Below are 15668 nucleotides of genomic sequence, written 5' to 3' on the forward strand. Positions count from 1 at the left end.
TATGTCGCAGGCTGCACTGAATGCGCGTAACCGGGCAGAGGAAAATACCAGCTCGCGACGCAGTAACGGGTCCCGTCTGGCAGGAGTTATCTTCCTGTGCGTGGTCTTGTTTAGCGTGTTTATCGGCGGCTGGATAGTCGTTGGCTGGATGGAAGATGCCCAGCGCCTGCCGCTTTCGAAGCTGGTGGTTACCGGCGAGCGGCACTACACGCGCAATGATGATATTCGTCAGTCTATTTTGGCTCTGGGCGCGCCCGGAACCTTTATGACTCAGGATGTGAATATCATCCAACAACAGATAGAGCGTTTGCCGTGGATCAAGCAAGCAAGCGTTAGAAAGCAGTGGCCGGACGAATTGAAGATTCATCTGGTTGAATATGTGCCGATAGCACGCTGGAATGACCAGCATATGGTTGACGCGGAGGGGAACTCCTTCAGCGTACCGGCAGAGCGCACCAGCAAGCAGACGTTACCGATGCTCTCCGGCCCGGAAGGCAGCGAAAACGAAGTGCTGCAAGGTTACCGTGACATGGGTGTGGTGCTGGCAAAGGATAAGTTTACCTTGAAAGAGGCGGCGATGACCGCCCGCCGCTCCTGGCAGTTGACGCTGAATAACGGCATTAAGCTCAACCTTGGCCGGGGCGATACGATGAAACGTCTGGATCGTTTTGTAGAACTGTATCCGGTTCTGCAACAGCAGGCGCAGGCCGATAACAAACGGATCGGTTATGTCGACCTGCGATACGACTCAGGCGCCGCGGTAGGCTGGGAGGCACTTCCTCCTCCTGCACCTAATCCGAATCAGCAACAGAATCAGGCACAGGCAGAACAACAATGATCAAGGCGACGGACAGAAAACTGGTAGTTGGACTGGAGATTGGCACCGCTAAGGTCGCCGCTTTAGTAGGGGAAGTTCTGCCCGACGGTATGGTCAATATTATTGGCGTGGGCAGTTGCCCTTCGCGTGGTATGGACAAAGGTGGGGTAAACGACCTCGAGTCAGTAGTTAAGTGCGTTCAGCGGGCGATTGACCAGGCTGAACTGATGGCAGATTGCCAGATTTCTTCCGTCTACCTGGCGCTGTCCGGGAAGCACATTAGCTGCCAGAACGAAATTGGCATGGTGCCTATTTCGGAAGAGGAAGTGACTCAGGAAGATGTGGAAAATGTGGTGCATACGGCAAAATCTGTGCGCGTTCGTGATGAACACCGGGTTCTGCATGTGATTCCACAGGAATACGCTATTGATTACCAGGAAGGGATCAAAAATCCGGTTGGCCTGTCCGGCGTCCGTATGCAGGCCAAGGTGCACTTGATCACCTGTCACAACGACATGGCGAAAAACATTGTTAAAGCCGTTGAACGTTGTGGCCTGAAAGTTGACCAATTAATTTTTGCCGGTCTGGCCGCAAGCTATGCGGTATTGACCGAAGACGAACGTGAACTTGGCGTCTGTGTCGTGGATATCGGCGGTGGTACTATGGATATGGCGGTTTATACCGGCGGTGCGCTGCGCCATACCAAAGTTATCCCTTATGCTGGAAACGTGGTGACCAGCGATATCGCCTACGCGTTCGGTACGCCGCCGAGCGACGCCGAAGCGATTAAAGTGCGTCATGGCTGCGCGCTTGGCTCCATCGTCGGGAAAGACGAAAACGTTGAAGTCCCGAGCGTAGGCGGGCGTCCACCGCGCAGCCTGCAGCGCCAGACGCTGGCGGAAGTGATTGAACCTCGTTATACCGAGTTGCTTAACCTGGTAAACGAAGAGATTCTGCAGTTACAGGAACAGCTTCGCCAGCAGGGCGTGAAACATCACCTCGCGGCGGGGATTGTGTTAACCGGCGGCGCAGCACAAATTGAAGGCCTGGCAGCCTGTGCTCAGCGCGTGTTCCATACGCAGGTGCGTATCGGTCAGCCGTTGAATATTACTGGCCTTACTGACTATGCCCAGGAGTCTTATTACTCCACCGCAGTAGGGTTGCTGCACTATGGGAAGGAATCGCATCTCAGTGGTGAAGCGGAAGTGGAAAAAAGGACCTCGGTCGGCTCGTGGTTTAAGCGACTCAACGGCTGGCTGAGAAAAGAATTTTAAATTTTATAAGAGACCGGAGACAATTAGCGGTCTCAGGCGACAGGCACAAAACGGAGAGAAACTATGTTTGAACCTATGGAACTGACCAACGACGCGGTGATTAAAGTCATCGGCGTCGGTGGCGGCGGCGGTAATGCCGTTGAACACATGGTGCGCGAGCGCATCGAAGGCGTTGAATTCTTCGCGGTGAACACCGACGCTCAGGCGTTGCGTAAAACTGCGGTAGGCCAGACGATTCAGATTGGTAACGGTATTACCAAAGGTCTGGGCGCTGGAGCAAATCCTGAAGTGGGCCGTAACGCCGCGGAAGAAGACCGCGAAGCTTTACGCGCAGCGCTGGATGGCGCAGACATGGTGTTTATCGCAGCAGGCATGGGCGGCGGCACCGGTACCGGTGCGGCTCCGGTCGTGGCTGAAGTTGCCAAAGATTTGGGTATTCTGACGGTTGCCGTCGTGACCAAGCCTTTCAACTTCGAAGGCAAGAAGCGTATGGCATTTGCCGAGCAGGGTATCGCCGAGCTGTCCAAACACGTTGACTCTCTGATTACTATTCCGAACGACAAGCTGCTGAAAGTGCTGGGTCGCGGTATCTCTCTGCTGGACGCTTTCGGCGCGGCAAACGACGTGCTGAAAGGCGCGGTACAGGGTATCGCAGAGCTTATCACTCGCCCTGGCCTGATGAACGTTGACTTTGCAGACGTTCGCACCGTGATGTCCGAAATGGGCTACGCGATGATGGGCTCTGGCGTTGCCAGCGGTGAAGACCGTGCAGAAGAAGCCGCAGAAATGGCTATCTCCAGCCCGCTGCTGGAAGATATCGACCTGTCAGGCGCTCGCGGCGTGCTGGTTAACATCACCGCCGGCTTCGACCTGCGTCTGGACGAGTTTGAAACCGTGGGTAACACTATCCGCGCCTTCGCCTCCGACAACGCTACCGTGGTTATCGGTACTTCTCTGGATCCAGAGATGAACGACGAACTGCGCGTAACCGTGGTTGCTACCGGTATCGGCATGGACAAACGTCCGGAAATCACGCTGGTGACCAACAAACAGCAACAGCAGCCGGTTATGGATCGCTACCAGCAGCACGGTATGGCTCCGCTGACTCAAGAGCAGAAGCCTGCGGCTAAAGTGGCTAACGACAATACTCCACAGACGGCGAAAGAGCCTGACTATCTGGATATTCCAGCGTTCCTGCGTAAGCAAGCTGATTAAGAATAAACCGGAAGTTGGGAATATCCGCTCTTTGTGCTAAACTGGCCTGCCGAACGTGATATACACTTTCGGCTGGATCAGCAATTTGGCGAGATTATACGATGATCAAACAAAGGACACTTAAACGTATCGTTCAGGCGACTGGCGTCGGTTTACATACCGGCAAAAAGGTCACACTGACGCTGCGCCCTGCGCCGGCCAATACCGGGGTCATCTATCGTCGCACCGACTTGAATCCTCCGGTAGATTTCCCGGCAGATGCCAAATCCGTGCGTGATACCATGCTCTGTACTTGTCTGGTGAACGAGCATGATGTGCGGATTTCTACCGTAGAGCACCTCAACGCTGCCCTGGCAGGGCTGGGTATCGACAACATCGTTATTGAAGTCGATGCGCCAGAAATCCCTATCATGGACGGCAGTGCGGCGCCGTTCGTTTACCTGCTGCTTGATGCAGGTATCGACGAGCTGAACTCGGCCAAGAAATTTGTACGTCTGAAAGAGACGGTTCGTGTAGAAGACGGCGATAAATGGGCTGAACTCTCACCGTTCAATGGTTTCTCGTTGGATTTCACCATCGACTTTAACCATCCGGCGATTGACGCAAGCACCCAGCGCTACACCATGAACTTCTCTGCTGAAGCCTTTATGCGCCAGATCAGTCGCGCCCGTACCTTCGGCTTTATGCGTGATATCGAATATCTGCAGTCCCGCGGTTTGTGCCTGGGCGGCAGCTTCGATTGTGCCATCGTTGTTGACGATTATCGCGTATTAAACGAAGACGGCCTGCGTTTTGAAGATGAATTCGTTCGTCACAAAATGCTGGATGCCATTGGCGACCTGTTCATGTGCGGCCACAATGTTATCGGCGCGTTTACCGCCTTTAAATCTGGCCATGCGCTGAACAACAAGCTGCTGCAGGCCGTGTTGGCTAAGCAAGAAGCCTGGGAATGGGCGACCTTCGAAGACGAAGCCGAACTTCCACTGGCCTTCAAAGCACCTAACCTGGTGCTGGCGTAACGCTTAAGCTATCTATTACGACTGGTTTTGCTGGTAACCTCTCCGGCCAGTGAAGCCAGTCGTTCTATTGTTGCTCTCAATTTCTCCGGGCTACGTTTAGCCACCTCCCTTAACGCTTCCGCACTCTGCTCGCTGAGCTGACGATTAACTTCGTATTTCTCCGCACCCGTCTGAGTGGTGTTTTGTTGTACGATTTCCTGCCCTTTTACCGCCAGCAATGGATTAATCCTGATGTCGATTGATGTCAATGATGGTAAGATTTGGGCGCGTAATGCACTCAGCAGCGTGGCTTGTTCATAGCGTAAGCGCATCAGCCAGCTGGCATTTGCGGTTTCAAGTACGAGGATACCCTGACGAAAGTTGGCAACCCGACACCAGGGATGCAGTGGCGCAGGCAAAATGCCTTTCACTGCCCGGTTCAGTCGCAGCAGAGCAACAGCACGTTGTTGAACGTTTTGCAGCATGCTTTCCTGACCGGCATCGTCAAACAGATTCTCTAAAGATTGCGGGCGACTGTCGCGCATAGATTAAGCTCCGGCGGAAAAAGTGATTGGTATTCTAAATCGTTGGCGACAATTTGGCAGACGTTATTTCTGGCCGCATCTCCTGTTGGGGATGGTCGCGGCGAGTTTTGGCATGCCCGCGCTCAACGGTAACACAGAAACCGGCATTCCCGCAGAAGCCTCGGCCAGCCGCCATGACCCGGCTCGTCAGCTACGGTTTGATAGCCTCGTTCAGCTCCAGGAAAGCACGCGCCGTCCCTCTTTTAGTGTGGACTATTGGCACCAGCATGCAATCCGCACCGTTATTCGTCATCTTTCCTTTGCCATGGCGCCTCAGGCTTTGCCGGTGGCCCAGGAAAGCGTGCCGCTTCAGGCACAGCACCTTGCTTTACTGGATACGCTCAGCGCTCTGCTGACTCAGGAAAGTAAACCTCCCGTTATTGTACGCGGCAGTGCCTTCCAGGCGTCTCCCCCGGCTGAAGTTTTTAATGCCGTTGCGTGGATCCGTCAGGCACAGGGCATCCGCGCCGGTCCGCTTCGCCTCAGCTAATTAATCTTCCTGACTAACAACAATTTATTGACCGCACTGACGGCAGGCGTTTGAGAATTTATTATGCTAATCAAATTATTAACCAAAGTTTTCGGTAGTCGTAACGATCGTACCCTGCGCCGTATGCGCAAAGTGGTGACCATGATTAACGCCATGGAACCGCAGATGGAGAAGCTCACGGATGATGAGCTGAAGGCTAAAACCGACGAGTTCCGCGCACGTCTGAAAAAAGGCGAAGTGCTTGAAAACCTGATCCCTGAAGCCTTTGCCGTGGTTCGCGAGGCGAGTAAACGCGTATTCGGCATGCGTCACTTCGACGTGCAGCTGCTGGGCGGTATGGTGTTGAACGACCGCTGCATCGCAGAAATGCGTACCGGTGAAGGTAAAACCCTGACAGCGACCCTGCCAGCGTACCTGAACGCGCTGAGCGGCAAAGGCGTTCACGTTGTAACCGTGAACGACTACCTGGCCCAGCGTGACGCCGAAAACAACCGTCCGCTGTTTGAATACCTTGGCCTGAGCGTGGGTATCAACCTGCCGGGCATGCCGGCTCCCGCTAAGCGTGAAGCTTATGCCGCGGATATTACCTACGGCACCAACAACGAATACGGCTTTGACTACCTGCGTGATAACATGGCTTTCAGCCCGGAAGAACGCGTGCAGCGTAAACTTCATTACGCGCTGGTGGATGAGGTTGACTCAATCCTTATCGATGAAGCCCGTACCCCGCTGATAATCTCAGGCCCTGCCGAAGACAGTTCTGAGCTGTACAAGCGCGTGAACAAAATCATTCCTCGCCTGCTGCGTCAGGAAAAAGAAGACTCCGACACCTTCCAGGGTGAAGGCCACTTCTCCGTGGATGAGAAATCTCGCCAGGTTAACCTGACCGAACGCGGTCTGGTGCTGATTGAAGAGCTGCTGGTAGAAGAAGGCATGATGGACGAAGGCGAGTCTCTGTACTCCCCGGCCAACATTATGCTGATGCACCACGTTACCGCCGCGCTGCGTGCTCACGCGCTGTTCACCCGCGACGTTGACTACATTGTTAAAGACGGTGAAGTTATCATCGTTGACGAACATACCGGCCGTACCATGCAGGGCCGCCGCTGGTCAGACGGCCTGCATCAGGCAGTGGAAGCAAAAGAAGGCGTTGATATCCAGAACGAGAACCAGACTCTGGCTTCCATCACCTTCCAGAACTACTTCCGCCTGTATGAAAAGCTGGCCGGGATGACCGGTACCGCGGACACTGAAGCGTTTGAGTTCAGCTCCATTTATAAGCTCGACACCATTGTGGTGCCAACCAACCGTCCGATGATCCGTAAAGATATGCCGGATCTGGTCTATATGACCGAGTTAGACAAAATTGGCGCCATCATCGAAGACATTAAAGAGCGCACCGCCAACGGCCAGCCTGTGCTGGTGGGGACCATCTCCATCGAGAAATCCGAAGTGGTTTCTCAGGAGCTGACCAAAGCGGGCATCAAACATAATGTTCTGAACGCCAAATTCCACGCGAACGAAGCAGGAATTGTTGCTCAGGCGGGTTACCCGGCTGCTGTGACCATTGCTACCAACATGGCCGGTCGTGGTACCGACATCGTGCTGGGCGGCAGTTGGCAGGAAGAAATTGCCGCGCTGGAAGACCCAACGCCGGAACAAATCGCCCAAATTAAAGCGGACTGGAAAGTTCGTCATGATGCGGTGCTGGCATCCGGTGGTCTGCATATCATCGGTACCGAGCGCCATGAATCACGCCGTATCGATAACCAGCTGCGTGGCCGTTCCGGTCGTCAGGGCGATGCAGGTTCTTCCCGCTTCTATCTCTCGATGGAAGATGCGCTGATGCGTATTTTCGCCTCCGATCGCGTCTCCAATATGATGCGTAAACTGGGCATGAAGCCGGGCGAAGCTATTGAGCACCCGTGGGTGACCAAGGCTATTGCCAACGCGCAGCGTAAAGTCGAAAGCCGTAACTTTGATATTCGTAAACAGCTGCTGGAATACGATGACGTAGCGAACGACCAGCGTCGCGCTATCTATACCCAGCGTAACGAGCTGCTGGACGTGAGCGACGTTAGCGAAACCATCGCCAGCATCCGCGAAGACGTGTTTAAAGTGACTATTGATGCGCATATTCCGCCGCAGTCTCTGGAAGAGATGTGGGATGTTGAAGGTCTGGAAGAGCGTCTGAAAAACGACTTCGACCTCGAAATGCCAATCAAAGAGTGGCTGGATAAAGAACCTGAGCTGCACGAAGAGACCCTGCGCGAGCGCATCCTGGCTAACGCGATTGAAGTTTATCAGCGTAAAGAGGAAGTGGTCGGCGCCGAGATGATGCGCCACTTCGAAAAAGGCGTGATGCTGCAAACGCTGGACTCTCTGTGGAAAGAGCACCTTGCTGCGATGGATTACCTGCGTCAGGGTATCCACCTGCGTGGTTATGCGCAGAAAGATCCTAAGCAGGAGTACAAACGTGAATCCTTCTCTATGTTTGCCGCTATGCTTGAGTCACTGAAGTATGAAGTGGTCAGCACGCTGAGCAAGGTTCAGGTTCGTATGCCGGAAGAAGTTGAAGCGATGGAACAGCAGCGCCGCGAAGAAGCCGAGCGTCTGGCGAGCATGCAGCAGCTGAGCCACGTAGATGATGAGACTCAGGCAGCTCAAGCGCTGGCGGCTGAGACCGGCGACCGTAAAGTCGGGCGCAACGATCCTTGCCCTTGCGGTTCCGGTAAAAAATACAAACAGTGCCATGGCCGTCTGAGCTAAGGTCTGGAAAAACCAAAAGGCGCAGCTTGCTGCGCCTTTTTTCTATTCGGAGTTTGAGAATATGAAGCAGCTGCAAATCGCCGTCGGTATTATCCGCAACCCGCAGGGAGAAATCTTTATCACCCAGCGCGCGGCCGACGCGCATATGGCCAATAAATGGGAGTTCCCGGGCGGAAAAATTGAGGCCGGTGAATCACCGGAACAGGCTCTGATTCGTGAACTACAGGAAGAGACGGGGATTGCGGCCCAGAAAGCCGAGCTTTTTGAAACCCTGGAGTATCAGTTTCCCGATCGCCATATCTCGTTATGGTTTTACCTGGTTGAACAGTGGGAAGGTGAGCCGTGGGGGAAAGAGGGGCAGCCGGGACGCTGGGTCGCTCAGCATCAGCTTATAGCCGACGAATTCCCGCCGGCTAATGAGCCTGTTATTCAGAAGTTGCTGAACGCCTAACGCTCAAGCTCTTCACTCCAGTCATCGCTTTCGGAAAGGTCGCCGCTGCTGGGAATACGTTTCTCTTCAGCGGCCCATTCGCCTAAATCAATAAGCTGGCAGCGCTTGCTGCAGAAAGGACGGTAAGGGCTGGCCTCGCTCCAGATAACGGCCTTGCCGCAGCCCGGGCAGTTCACAATAGTTTCTTCACTCATTTTCATTCCTTAGCAGCAGGCCAGTTCAAAATCGAGGCGCTCTGGCACCAGGCCATGTTCTGAGTCCAGCGGCAGAAAACGAATCGCAAAGCGACTTTTATGGCCAGAAACCTGAGGGTAAAGCTGGTCGTTCAGGGCGAGATGAAGGCGCAGTAAATCGGCGTCATCACCGTTATCCTGGTAGAAACCGTTGAGGCTGGTTTGCTTCCTGAACGGCGCTGAATTGCGGATGATATCCAGCAGCAGGTCGAGTGATTGCTTCACCGGCTCAAGGCTGTTGAGCCAGAGGCTAACCTGAGCATCACGCTGCTCCTGCGGCAGGTAAAGCCAGATATGCAGCGTCGGTAAATCAAAACTACAGCAGCCGCCGGGGATGCTCAAACGCTGGCGTACCAGCGCTATCAGCCTGTCTTCTCTCAAAAGCTGGCCGAGGCGCGGGGCAGCCATCAGAACGCTACCGCAGGTTTCCAACTGGGCACGCAGCGAGTCGATGCGTTGCATATCTACGCCCGGCACTTCTGACCAGCTCAATAGCTTGCGCTGCTGTCTGCCCAATTCTTTCAGGATCTCGGTGCGGACTTCGCCCCTTTCAAACACATCCAGCAGGTCACCGATGTTACGAAAAAAATGCAGCGCTTTAGCGCTTTCATCAATGGGTAAGGCAGCCTGTAGCTGCTGGATCAAAAACTCAATGCGTAGCCAGGTACGCATCTTTTCATTCAGCGGGTGCTCAAAAAGAACCTGAGTGCTCATTATTCTGTTTCCTGTTGTGCGGCCTGGGAAGCCAGTTTTAGATACTGGCGATGCAGGCGATCAACATGCACGGCAGCGTCTTGCGGGCTGCCGTCATTATTAATTATGTCATCTGCAACGGCGAGGCGGGCTTCCCGCGTTGCCTGGGCGGCCAGGATCTGCTGCGCATGTTCACGAGAGACATTATCCCGCTTCATGGTACGCGCAATCTGAGTTTCGGGGGAAACGTCGACCACCAGAACCCGGTTCGCTTTATTTTGCAGGTTATTTTCCACCAGCAGCGGGACAACCCACAACACATACGGCGAGGCGGCACGCGCAATTTCATCGCGAGTTCGCTGCTGGATTAAAGGATGAAGCAGGTTGTTTACCCATTGCTTTTGCTGAGGTGAGCTAAAGATCTCTTCGCGCAGGGCACGACGATTTAAAGAGCCATCTTCCAGAAGGATCTTTAAACCAAAATGTTGCGAAATGAGAGCCAGCGCACGTTGGCCAGGCTCAACAACCTGACGGGCAATGATATCAGCATCCACTACGGTGACTCCTGAGCGGGAAAATGCTTCGGCGATGGTACTTTTACCACTGCCAATACCGCCCGTAAGTGCTACCGTGTAAACCATAGAAAACCGATCCTGATGCTATTATTTATCAATGAGATAAGAGGGGCTCTGGGTAAGGTTTTTCAGGTGATTTTTGCTTATGTAACAAGCGAAAATTACCCTTATCGGCCAGCGCTGCCCTTTATAAGGTAAATTTGAACGATTGTAGCGTAAAAAAGTCGGTTTTCGCAGTCTTGCGGAGCCATTATTACTGCGTATGATAGCGTCACTGGGGTTGGCCGTTGTTTCGCCGATCGTATTTATGTGTTCACCGCCATTCGACCCAGGGATCCGCAACATGCGTATTGAAGAAGATTTGAAGTTAGGTTTTAAAGACGTTTTAATCCGCCCGAAACGCTCCACCCTCAAGAGCCGTTCTGACGTTGAGCTTGAGCGTCAATTCACATTCAAACATTCCGGTATTGCGTGGTCTGGTGTGCCGATCATTGCGGCAAACATGGATACAGTCGGTACTTTCGCCATGGCGCAGGCGCTGGCCTCGTTCGATATTCTCACCGCCGTTCATAAGCATTACTCCGTTGAAGAATGGAGCAACTTCGTCAAGTCCGCGCCGGAAAACCTGCTGCGCTTTGTGATGGTTTCTACCGGCACTTCGGATGCCGATTTCGCTAAAACCAAGCAAATTCTGGCCCTGAATCCGGCGCTGAAATTTATCTGCATCGATGTCGCCAACGGCTACTCTGAGCACTTCACCCAGTTCGTAAGCAAAGCGCGCGAAGCCTGGCCGGATAAAGTGATTTGTGCGGGCAACGTGGTGACCGGTGAAATGTGTGAAGAGCTGATCCTCTCCGGCGCCGATATCGTCAAAGTCGGTATCGGCCCTGGCTCCGTGTGTACTACTCGCGTGAAAACTGGCGTGGGTTATCCTCAGCTTTCAGCGGTTATCGAGTGCGCCGATGCGGCTCACGGCCTTGGCGGCCAGATTGTCAGCGACGGCGGCTGTACCGTTCCGGGTGATGTGGCAAAAGCCTTCGGCGGCGGGGCAGACTTTGTGATGCTAGGCGGTATGCTTGCCGGTCACGAAGAGAGCGGCGGCACTGTTGTTGAGGAAGACGGCGAGAAGTTTATGCTGTTCTACGGCATGAGCTCTGAGTCCGCGATGACTCGCCACGTTGGCGGCGTAGCACAATACCGCGCCGCGGAAGGCAAAACCGTTAAGCTGCCGCTGCGTGGCCCGGTTGAAAATACCGCTCGTGATATCCTTGGTGGCCTGCGCTCCGCATGTACTTATGTTGGCGCGTCACGCCTTAAAGAGCTGACCAAACGCACCACCTTTATCCGCGTGGCGGAGCAGGAAAACCGCGTTTTCAACAGCCTCTAAAGTTATTAATGGCGTAGCGTCTGCTGCGCCATTACCCCCCGCTCATTGCATCCCCCAGCTGAAATATAGGCAGATACATCGCTACCACCAGCGTGCCAATAATTAGCCCAATCACAACCATCATTAGCGGTTCAAGCATTGCTGCAAGACCGTCGGCCAGCTCGTAGGTTTTGTCATAATGCCAGCGGGCTAACCGCCCAAGCATCAGATCCAGTGAACCGGACTCCTCCCCTATGCGAACCAGCTGCTGGCAGAGTGGCGTAAAGTAGCCGGAACCTGCGAGGGCTTGCCAAAGCGGCTGGCCTTCAGCAATTTTTTTGCTCACCCCGGAAATCTGCCGCTGCCATAGTCGCTGAGTCAGCGTTTTTTCCACCGCCTCAAGCCCCTGTAATAGAGGGATGCCTGCGTGTTGGGAGAGAGTTAATACGGTAAATATCTGGCTAAGCAACTGACCCCGTCGCAGCGGGGCAATGAGCGGTATTTTTAGTAAGAGTTGTTGCTCTTTTTCCCGTAAAGCGGGTTGAGTGCGGCGCAGCATCATCCAGCCAATACACAAAATAATCACCGCCAGCGCCCACCATCCCCCTTGCTCTGTTACCCATGAAGATATGCCCATAACGGCCTGGGTAACGGCAGGCAGTGGCGCATTGAATGAGCGATAGATATTGGCAAATTCGGGGAGAACAAAGCCCATCATCCCGGCCGTGACGAATAGCGCGACCAGCAGAATAAAAAGCGGATAGCGCAGGGCTTTAACCACTTTCCGGGTCAGTTGATATTGCTGTTCCTGCTGCTCGGCCAGCTGCTGGCAGCACTCTGCAAGCTTGCCTGTTAGCTCCCCCGTATGCAGCAGTGCAATAAACAGCGGAGGGAAAATGCGCGGCCATTGCTGAAGTGCCCCGGAAAGAGGCACCCCCTGAGACACTTGCCCCTCAATATGCTGTAGCAAAGCTGACCAGGACGGTTTCGGATGCTGGCGGGCGATTAACAATAGGGCATCCGTCAGAGCTATGCCTGCATGGAGCAGGGCAGCAAGCTGGCGGATCACGTCAATCTTTTGCTGGGTATGCCAGCAAGAGCCGCTGTTTATCGACGAACTTCTGGCCGAGAGTAACTGTAGCTGCTGCTTACCTAGCTCTTCCTCGAGCACCAGCCTCTCTGCTGCCAGAGTCGAACCTGTTTTCAATTGCCCCAGGTTATCTATTGCCTTCCAGCGCCAGATCCGCATTTTAGTCATGCGGCATGCCTAATACCCGATACAGCTCTTCCAGGGTAGTGTGCCCCCGCTCTACGGCGCGGCAGCCGCTTTCAAACAGGGTTGCCATTCCCTGCCTGCGTGCCAGGGATTCAATATTTTCCGCCGGTTCCCCGCCGGTTATAGCCGAGCGCAGGGCGGGAGAGAGCGGCAGCATTTCAAACAGCGCCGTTCGCCCATAATAGCCTCTGTAGCACCGCTCGCAGCCAGTAGCGCGCCAGTGAGGCAGGGCAGTGGGCCAGATATGAACCGGGAGTTCGAGCGGGGTATCACCCAGGGTTTTACAGTGCGGGCAGAGCTTCCTGACCAGCCGCTGTGCGACGATGAGATTTACCGCTGAGGCAAGCATCCAGCGCGGAATAGACATTTGCTCAAGGCGGGTCAGCGTTTCCACCGTCGAATTGGTATGAAGCGTGGAGAGTACCAGGTGCCCGGTTTGGGCCGCTTTTATCGCTATCTCTGCCGTTTCGCTGTCCCTGATTTCACCGACCATAATCACGTCCGGATCCTGGCGTAGCAGGGCACGCAGGATATTCTGAAAGGTGATCCCCGCTTTGGGGTTTACCTGAGTTTGATTCAGGCCGTCCTGAGGGATTTCTACGGGATCTTCGACGCTACACACGTTAATCCCCGGCTGGTTGAGCACATCCAGGGCGCTATAAAGGGTGATTGTTTTTCCACTGCCCGTGGGGCCGGTAACCAGAATCATGCCCTGAGGTACAGAAAGCGATTGGCGAAACTGTTCGGTTTCTGCCGGCGGCATGCCCAGCAGGCTCATATCCAGGTTATTCCTGCCCTGCTGAAGCAGCCTTAACACCACTTTTTCGCCGTAGCGGCATGGAAGAGTGGAGACCCGAAATGAGGCCTTCACTTCCCCGACGTGATAGTCCATCTGCCCGTCCTGCGGTAAGCGCCTCTCCGCAATATCCAGGTTAGCCAGAACTTTCAACCTCGCGGTCATCGGCGCGGCAACCGAAGGAGGAAGCAGCGGCTGGCATTGCAGCACGCCGTCTATGCGCAGCCGAATCCGATAGACTTCTTCGCACGGCTCAAAATGGATATCGGAAGCTCGCTGTTGAACGGCCGCCGCCAGCGTACTCTCCAGCAGCGCAACGATGGAGCCATCCCCCTCTTGCTCTGGCTGCCGGAGAGTCTGGCCAGTTTGCCATTTCTCAAGGCGCTCCACGGGCCAGAGCTCGACATCGATATGCTTGTTACAGAGAAAGCGCAGCGCCTGGTACATTTGCTCATCCGGTTTATCCCGGGCCGCAATGCGTAGCGTGTCTTCCGTTTCCTCTATCAGGATAAGGTTGTAATGCTGACAGAGCGATAGGAGCTGTTGTTGGGTTTTCATGCTTTAGCTCCTGCTTTGCCGTCGGGAAAACGGAATATCTCTTCACAGGCCTGTTTCAGGGCGGTGTTATTTGCCGTATTGCAGCTTCGCGTCCAGCCTGTTACCCCGCTATCGTCAAGCCACTGCGGCGTAAAGGTTGCCGTCAGCCCGCTAAGTGATTCTTTACCCGTTAAGGTCACAATGCCGCTGGTTATGCTCATCGTGCTGACGTAGCGGGTCGTTTTGACCTCAGGAATTCCGCTGCTGTTGGCATTACAGCCGGTGATGCCGCCTTGCTCGATGGCGCATAACTCTATGGCTGTGCGGTAAGGCACGAAGGTTTGCAGCATGTCGGTTAGCGCCGCTTTGCGGAGATAGTTTTGGTAGGCGGGAATGCCGATGGCGCTAAGAATTGCGATGATGCCGATTACCACCATCAGTTCGATTAAGGTGAATCCTTGTTGTCTTTTCATCTGTCGCTCCTGTTTGTCAGAAAGCGGCACTGTGCGGGGAGAGCAAGGTTATTACGAGGAAGGACATTCGGTTTCGGGAGGTGGTTTCAGCGCTAATTAAAGGCGTTGCGCACATCGACAAATTGAATGGAACCTGGCACGCAAAAAAACGCGGACGGAGCAAATTCCCTCCGCGTTTTGTGATTAGCGGAAGCGCATCGAAAGGTCGAGGGCGCGAACGTGTTTGGTCAGAGCACCTACGGAGATGTAATCCACGCCGGTTTCGGCAAAGGTGCGCAACGTTTCTTTGGTCACATTGCCTGAAACCTCAAGGCGGGCTTTGCCCCGGGTCAACGCCACGGCCTGGCGCATTTGCTCGACGGTGAAGTTGTCGAGCATGATGATGTCGGCTCCTGCTTTCAGCGCCTGCTCCAGCTCATCCAGCGATTCAACTTCTACTTCAACCGGTACGTCCGGATGCAGCCAGAACGCTTTCTCTACCGCCTGGCGTACGGAGCCGGAAGCAATAATGTGGTTCTCTTTAATCAGAAAAGCGTCAGAAAGGCCGAGACGATGATTACCGCCGCCGCCGCAAAGTACGGCGTATTTCAGGGCGGTGCGCAGGCCCGGCAGCGTCTTGCGGGTATCCAGAAGCTGGGTTTTGGTGCCTGCGAGAAGATCAACATAGCTGCGAACTTCGCTGGCAACGCCGGACAGCGTCTGCACAAAATTAAGCGCCGTTCTCTCCCCGGTCAGCAGTACGCGTGCGGGACCGTTAAGCTCAAACAGCGGCTGGTTGACGGTGACTTCGGTGCCGTCTTCAACATGCCACGTGACGTTGACGTCGCCGCCCAGTTGAATAAAGACTTCCTCGACCCAGCGCTTACCGCAAAAAACGCCGTTCTCACGGGTAATGACTACCGCGTGAGCCATGTTTTCCGGCGGCAGCAACTGAGCGGTAATATCGTTGTCAGGATCAACTTCGCCGCCAAGATCCTCACGCAGCGCCTGAGAAACGGCGAGGGGGATATCAAGGGTAATTCGTTCGAGTAGCTCGTCACGTCGGCGGTCTGGGTTATAACGGCGGGGCGGCATGATAAAACTCCGGAATGAATAAGTTAATATGGATTCATGCTACTCTG

General features: G+C 54.4%; 16 protein-coding genes. 8 read left to right on the forward strand and 8 right to left on the reverse strand.

Annotated elements, in window-relative coordinates:
• Position 1 precedes the first annotated feature (1 nt).
• From ftsQ to lpxC, 4 genes are all read left to right on the forward strand, one after another.
• On the forward strand, positions 2–838 hold the full coding sequence (ftsQ, locus tag HMPREF0201_RS02570; RefSeq protein WP_016534898.1) for a cell division protein FtsQ: 837 nt from the start codon (positions 2–4) through the stop codon (positions 836–838).
• Positions 835–2091: a cell division protein FtsA gene (ftsA, locus tag HMPREF0201_RS02575; RefSeq protein WP_016534899.1), complete on the forward strand. Its 1257-nt coding sequence runs from the start codon at positions 835–837 to the stop codon at positions 2089–2091. Before ftsQ ends, ftsA begins: the two co-directional genes overlap by 4 nt.
• A gap of 63 nt (positions 2092–2154) precedes the next feature.
• Positions 2155–3306: a cell division protein FtsZ gene (gene ftsZ, locus HMPREF0201_RS02580; protein ID WP_016534900.1), complete on the forward strand. Its 1152-nt coding sequence runs from the start codon at positions 2155–2157 to the stop codon at positions 3304–3306.
• Positions 3307–3407: 101 nt separating this feature from the next.
• On the forward strand, positions 3408–4325 hold the full coding sequence (gene lpxC / locus HMPREF0201_RS02585; RefSeq protein ID WP_016534901.1) for a UDP-3-O-acyl-N-acetylglucosamine deacetylase: 918 nt from the start codon (positions 3408–3410) through the stop codon (positions 4323–4325).
• Between the two features lie 8 nt (positions 4326–4333).
• Here the strand turns inward: lpxC and HMPREF0201_RS02590 are convergent, their stop codons facing one another.
• On the reverse strand, positions 4334–4849 hold the full coding sequence (locus tag HMPREF0201_RS02590; RefSeq protein WP_016534902.1) for a DUF721 domain-containing protein: 516 nt from the start codon (positions 4847–4849) through the stop codon (positions 4334–4336).
• A 22-nt stretch (positions 4850–4871) separates the two neighbouring features.
• Here HMPREF0201_RS02590 and secM point away from each other — a divergent pair, with 22 nt between their 5' ends.
• From secM to mutT, 3 genes are all read left to right on the forward strand, one after another.
• Positions 4872–5378: a secA translation cis-regulator SecM gene (secM, locus tag HMPREF0201_RS02595; RefSeq protein ID WP_071704071.1), complete on the forward strand. Its 507-nt coding sequence runs from the start codon at positions 4872–4874 to the stop codon at positions 5376–5378.
• 63 nt (positions 5379–5441) lie between these two features.
• Entirely contained in the window at positions 5442–8147 is a 2706-nt protein-coding gene (gene secA / locus HMPREF0201_RS02600; protein ID WP_016534904.1) for a preprotein translocase subunit SecA, read from the forward strand.
• A 61-nt stretch (positions 8148–8208) separates the two neighbouring features.
• The gene (mutT, locus tag HMPREF0201_RS02605; RefSeq protein ID WP_016534905.1) at positions 8209–8598 is read left to right on the forward strand and encodes an 8-oxo-dGTP diphosphatase MutT; all 390 of its coding nucleotides are present in this window, start codon (positions 8209–8211) and stop codon (positions 8596–8598) included.
• Here the strand turns inward: mutT and yacG are convergent.
• The 3 genes from yacG to coaE are packed head-to-tail and all read right to left on the reverse strand — an operon-like array spanning position 8595 to position 10165.
• Complete coding sequence (gene yacG / locus HMPREF0201_RS02610) at positions 8595–8792, reverse strand: DNA gyrase inhibitor YacG (RefSeq protein ID WP_039897912.1); 198 nt, start codon at positions 8790–8792, stop codon at positions 8595–8597. The genes mutT and yacG overlap by 4 nt on opposite strands.
• A gap of 9 nt (positions 8793–8801) precedes the next feature.
• Positions 8802–9545 carry a cell division protein ZapD gene (gene zapD / locus HMPREF0201_RS02615; protein ID WP_016534907.1) on the reverse strand — a complete coding sequence of 248 codons (744 nt, stop codon included), beginning with the start codon at positions 9543–9545 and terminating at the stop codon, positions 8802–8804.
• Entirely contained in the window at positions 9545–10165 is a 621-nt protein-coding gene (gene coaE, locus HMPREF0201_RS02620; protein WP_016534908.1) for a dephospho-CoA kinase, read from the reverse strand. The genes zapD and coaE overlap by 1 nt, the downstream gene beginning before the upstream one ends.
• Positions 10166–10442: 277 nt before the next feature.
• Between coaE and HMPREF0201_RS02625 the strand changes: the two genes are divergently transcribed.
• Positions 10443–11486, forward strand: a complete 1044-nt coding sequence (locus HMPREF0201_RS02625; protein WP_039897913.1) for a GMP reductase — start codon at positions 10443–10445, stop codon at positions 11484–11486.
• A gap of 31 nt (positions 11487–11517) precedes the next feature.
• On the opposite strand, the gene hofC is transcribed toward HMPREF0201_RS02625, so the two are convergent.
• From hofC to nadC, 4 genes are all read right to left on the reverse strand, one after another.
• Positions 11518–12723 carry a protein transport protein HofC gene (gene hofC, locus HMPREF0201_RS02630; RefSeq protein WP_016534910.1) on the reverse strand — a complete coding sequence of 402 codons (1206 nt, stop codon included), beginning with the start codon at positions 12721–12723 and terminating at the stop codon, positions 11518–11520.
• The gene (gspE, locus tag HMPREF0201_RS02635; RefSeq protein WP_016534911.1) at positions 12716–14095 is read right to left on the reverse strand and encodes a type II secretion system protein GspE; all 1380 of its coding nucleotides are present in this window, start codon (positions 14093–14095) and stop codon (positions 12716–12718) included. The genes hofC and gspE overlap by 8 nt, the downstream gene beginning before the upstream one ends.
• Positions 14092–14547 (reverse strand): prepilin peptidase-dependent pilin, encoded by a 456-nt coding sequence (gene ppdD, locus HMPREF0201_RS02640; RefSeq protein ID WP_016534912.1) that lies wholly within the window; start codon positions 14545–14547, stop codon positions 14092–14094. The genes gspE and ppdD overlap by 4 nt, the downstream gene beginning before the upstream one ends.
• Before the next feature lie 183 nt (positions 14548–14730).
• Positions 14731–15621: a carboxylating nicotinate-nucleotide diphosphorylase gene (gene nadC / locus HMPREF0201_RS02645; RefSeq protein ID WP_016534913.1), complete on the reverse strand. Its 891-nt coding sequence runs from the start codon at positions 15619–15621 to the stop codon at positions 14731–14733.
• Between the last annotated feature and the right edge of the window lie 47 nt (positions 15622–15668).

Origin of the sequence: Cedecea davisae DSM 4568 (genome assembly GCF_000412335.2) — a bacterium.
GTDB lineage: Bacteria > Pseudomonadota > Gammaproteobacteria > Enterobacterales > Enterobacteriaceae > Cedecea > Cedecea davisae.

What these genes read in the sequence shown, in the direction of transcription:
- ftsQ (WP_016534898.1), top strand. Translation starts at nt 2, where the DNA reads ATGTCGCAGGCTGCACTGAATGCGCGTAACCGGGCAGAGGAAAATACC.
- ftsA (WP_016534899.1), top strand. Translation starts at nt 835, where the DNA reads ATGATCAAGGCGACGGACAGAAAACTGGTAGTTGGACTGGAGATTGGC.
- ftsZ (WP_016534900.1), top strand. Translation starts at nt 2,155, where the DNA reads ATGTTTGAACCTATGGAACTGACCAACGACGCGGTGATTAAAGTCATC.
- lpxC (WP_016534901.1), top strand. Translation starts at nt 3,408, where the DNA reads ATGATCAAACAAAGGACACTTAAACGTATCGTTCAGGCGACTGGCGTC.
- HMPREF0201_RS02590 (WP_016534902.1), bottom strand. Translation starts at nt 4,849, where the DNA reads ATGCGCGACAGTCGCCCGCAATCTTTAGAGAATCTGTTTGACGATGCC.
- secA (WP_016534904.1), top strand. Translation starts at nt 5,442, where the DNA reads ATGCTAATCAAATTATTAACCAAAGTTTTCGGTAGTCGTAACGATCGT.
- mutT (WP_016534905.1), top strand. Translation starts at nt 8,209, where the DNA reads ATGAAGCAGCTGCAAATCGCCGTCGGTATTATCCGCAACCCGCAGGGA.
- yacG (WP_039897912.1), bottom strand. Translation starts at nt 8,792, where the DNA reads ATGAGTGAAGAAACTATTGTGAACTGCCCGGGCTGCGGCAAGGCCGTT.
- zapD (WP_016534907.1), bottom strand. Translation starts at nt 9,545, where the DNA reads ATGAGCACTCAGGTTCTTTTTGAGCACCCGCTGAATGAAAAGATGCGT.
- coaE (WP_016534908.1), bottom strand. Translation starts at nt 10,165, where the DNA reads ATGGTTTACACGGTAGCACTTACGGGCGGTATTGGCAGTGGTAAAAGT.
- HMPREF0201_RS02625 (WP_039897913.1), top strand. Translation starts at nt 10,443, where the DNA reads ATGCGTATTGAAGAAGATTTGAAGTTAGGTTTTAAAGACGTTTTAATC.
- hofC (WP_016534910.1), bottom strand. Translation starts at nt 12,723, where the DNA reads ATGACTAAAATGCGGATCTGGCGCTGGAAGGCAATAGATAACCTGGGG.
- gspE (WP_016534911.1), bottom strand. Translation starts at nt 14,095, where the DNA reads ATGAAAACCCAACAACAGCTCCTATCGCTCTGTCAGCATTACAACCTT.
- ppdD (WP_016534912.1), bottom strand. Translation starts at nt 14,547, where the DNA reads ATGAAAAGACAACAAGGATTCACCTTAATCGAACTGATGGTGGTAATC.
- nadC (WP_016534913.1), bottom strand. Translation starts at nt 15,621, where the DNA reads ATGCCGCCCCGCCGTTATAACCCAGACCGCCGACGTGACGAGCTACTC.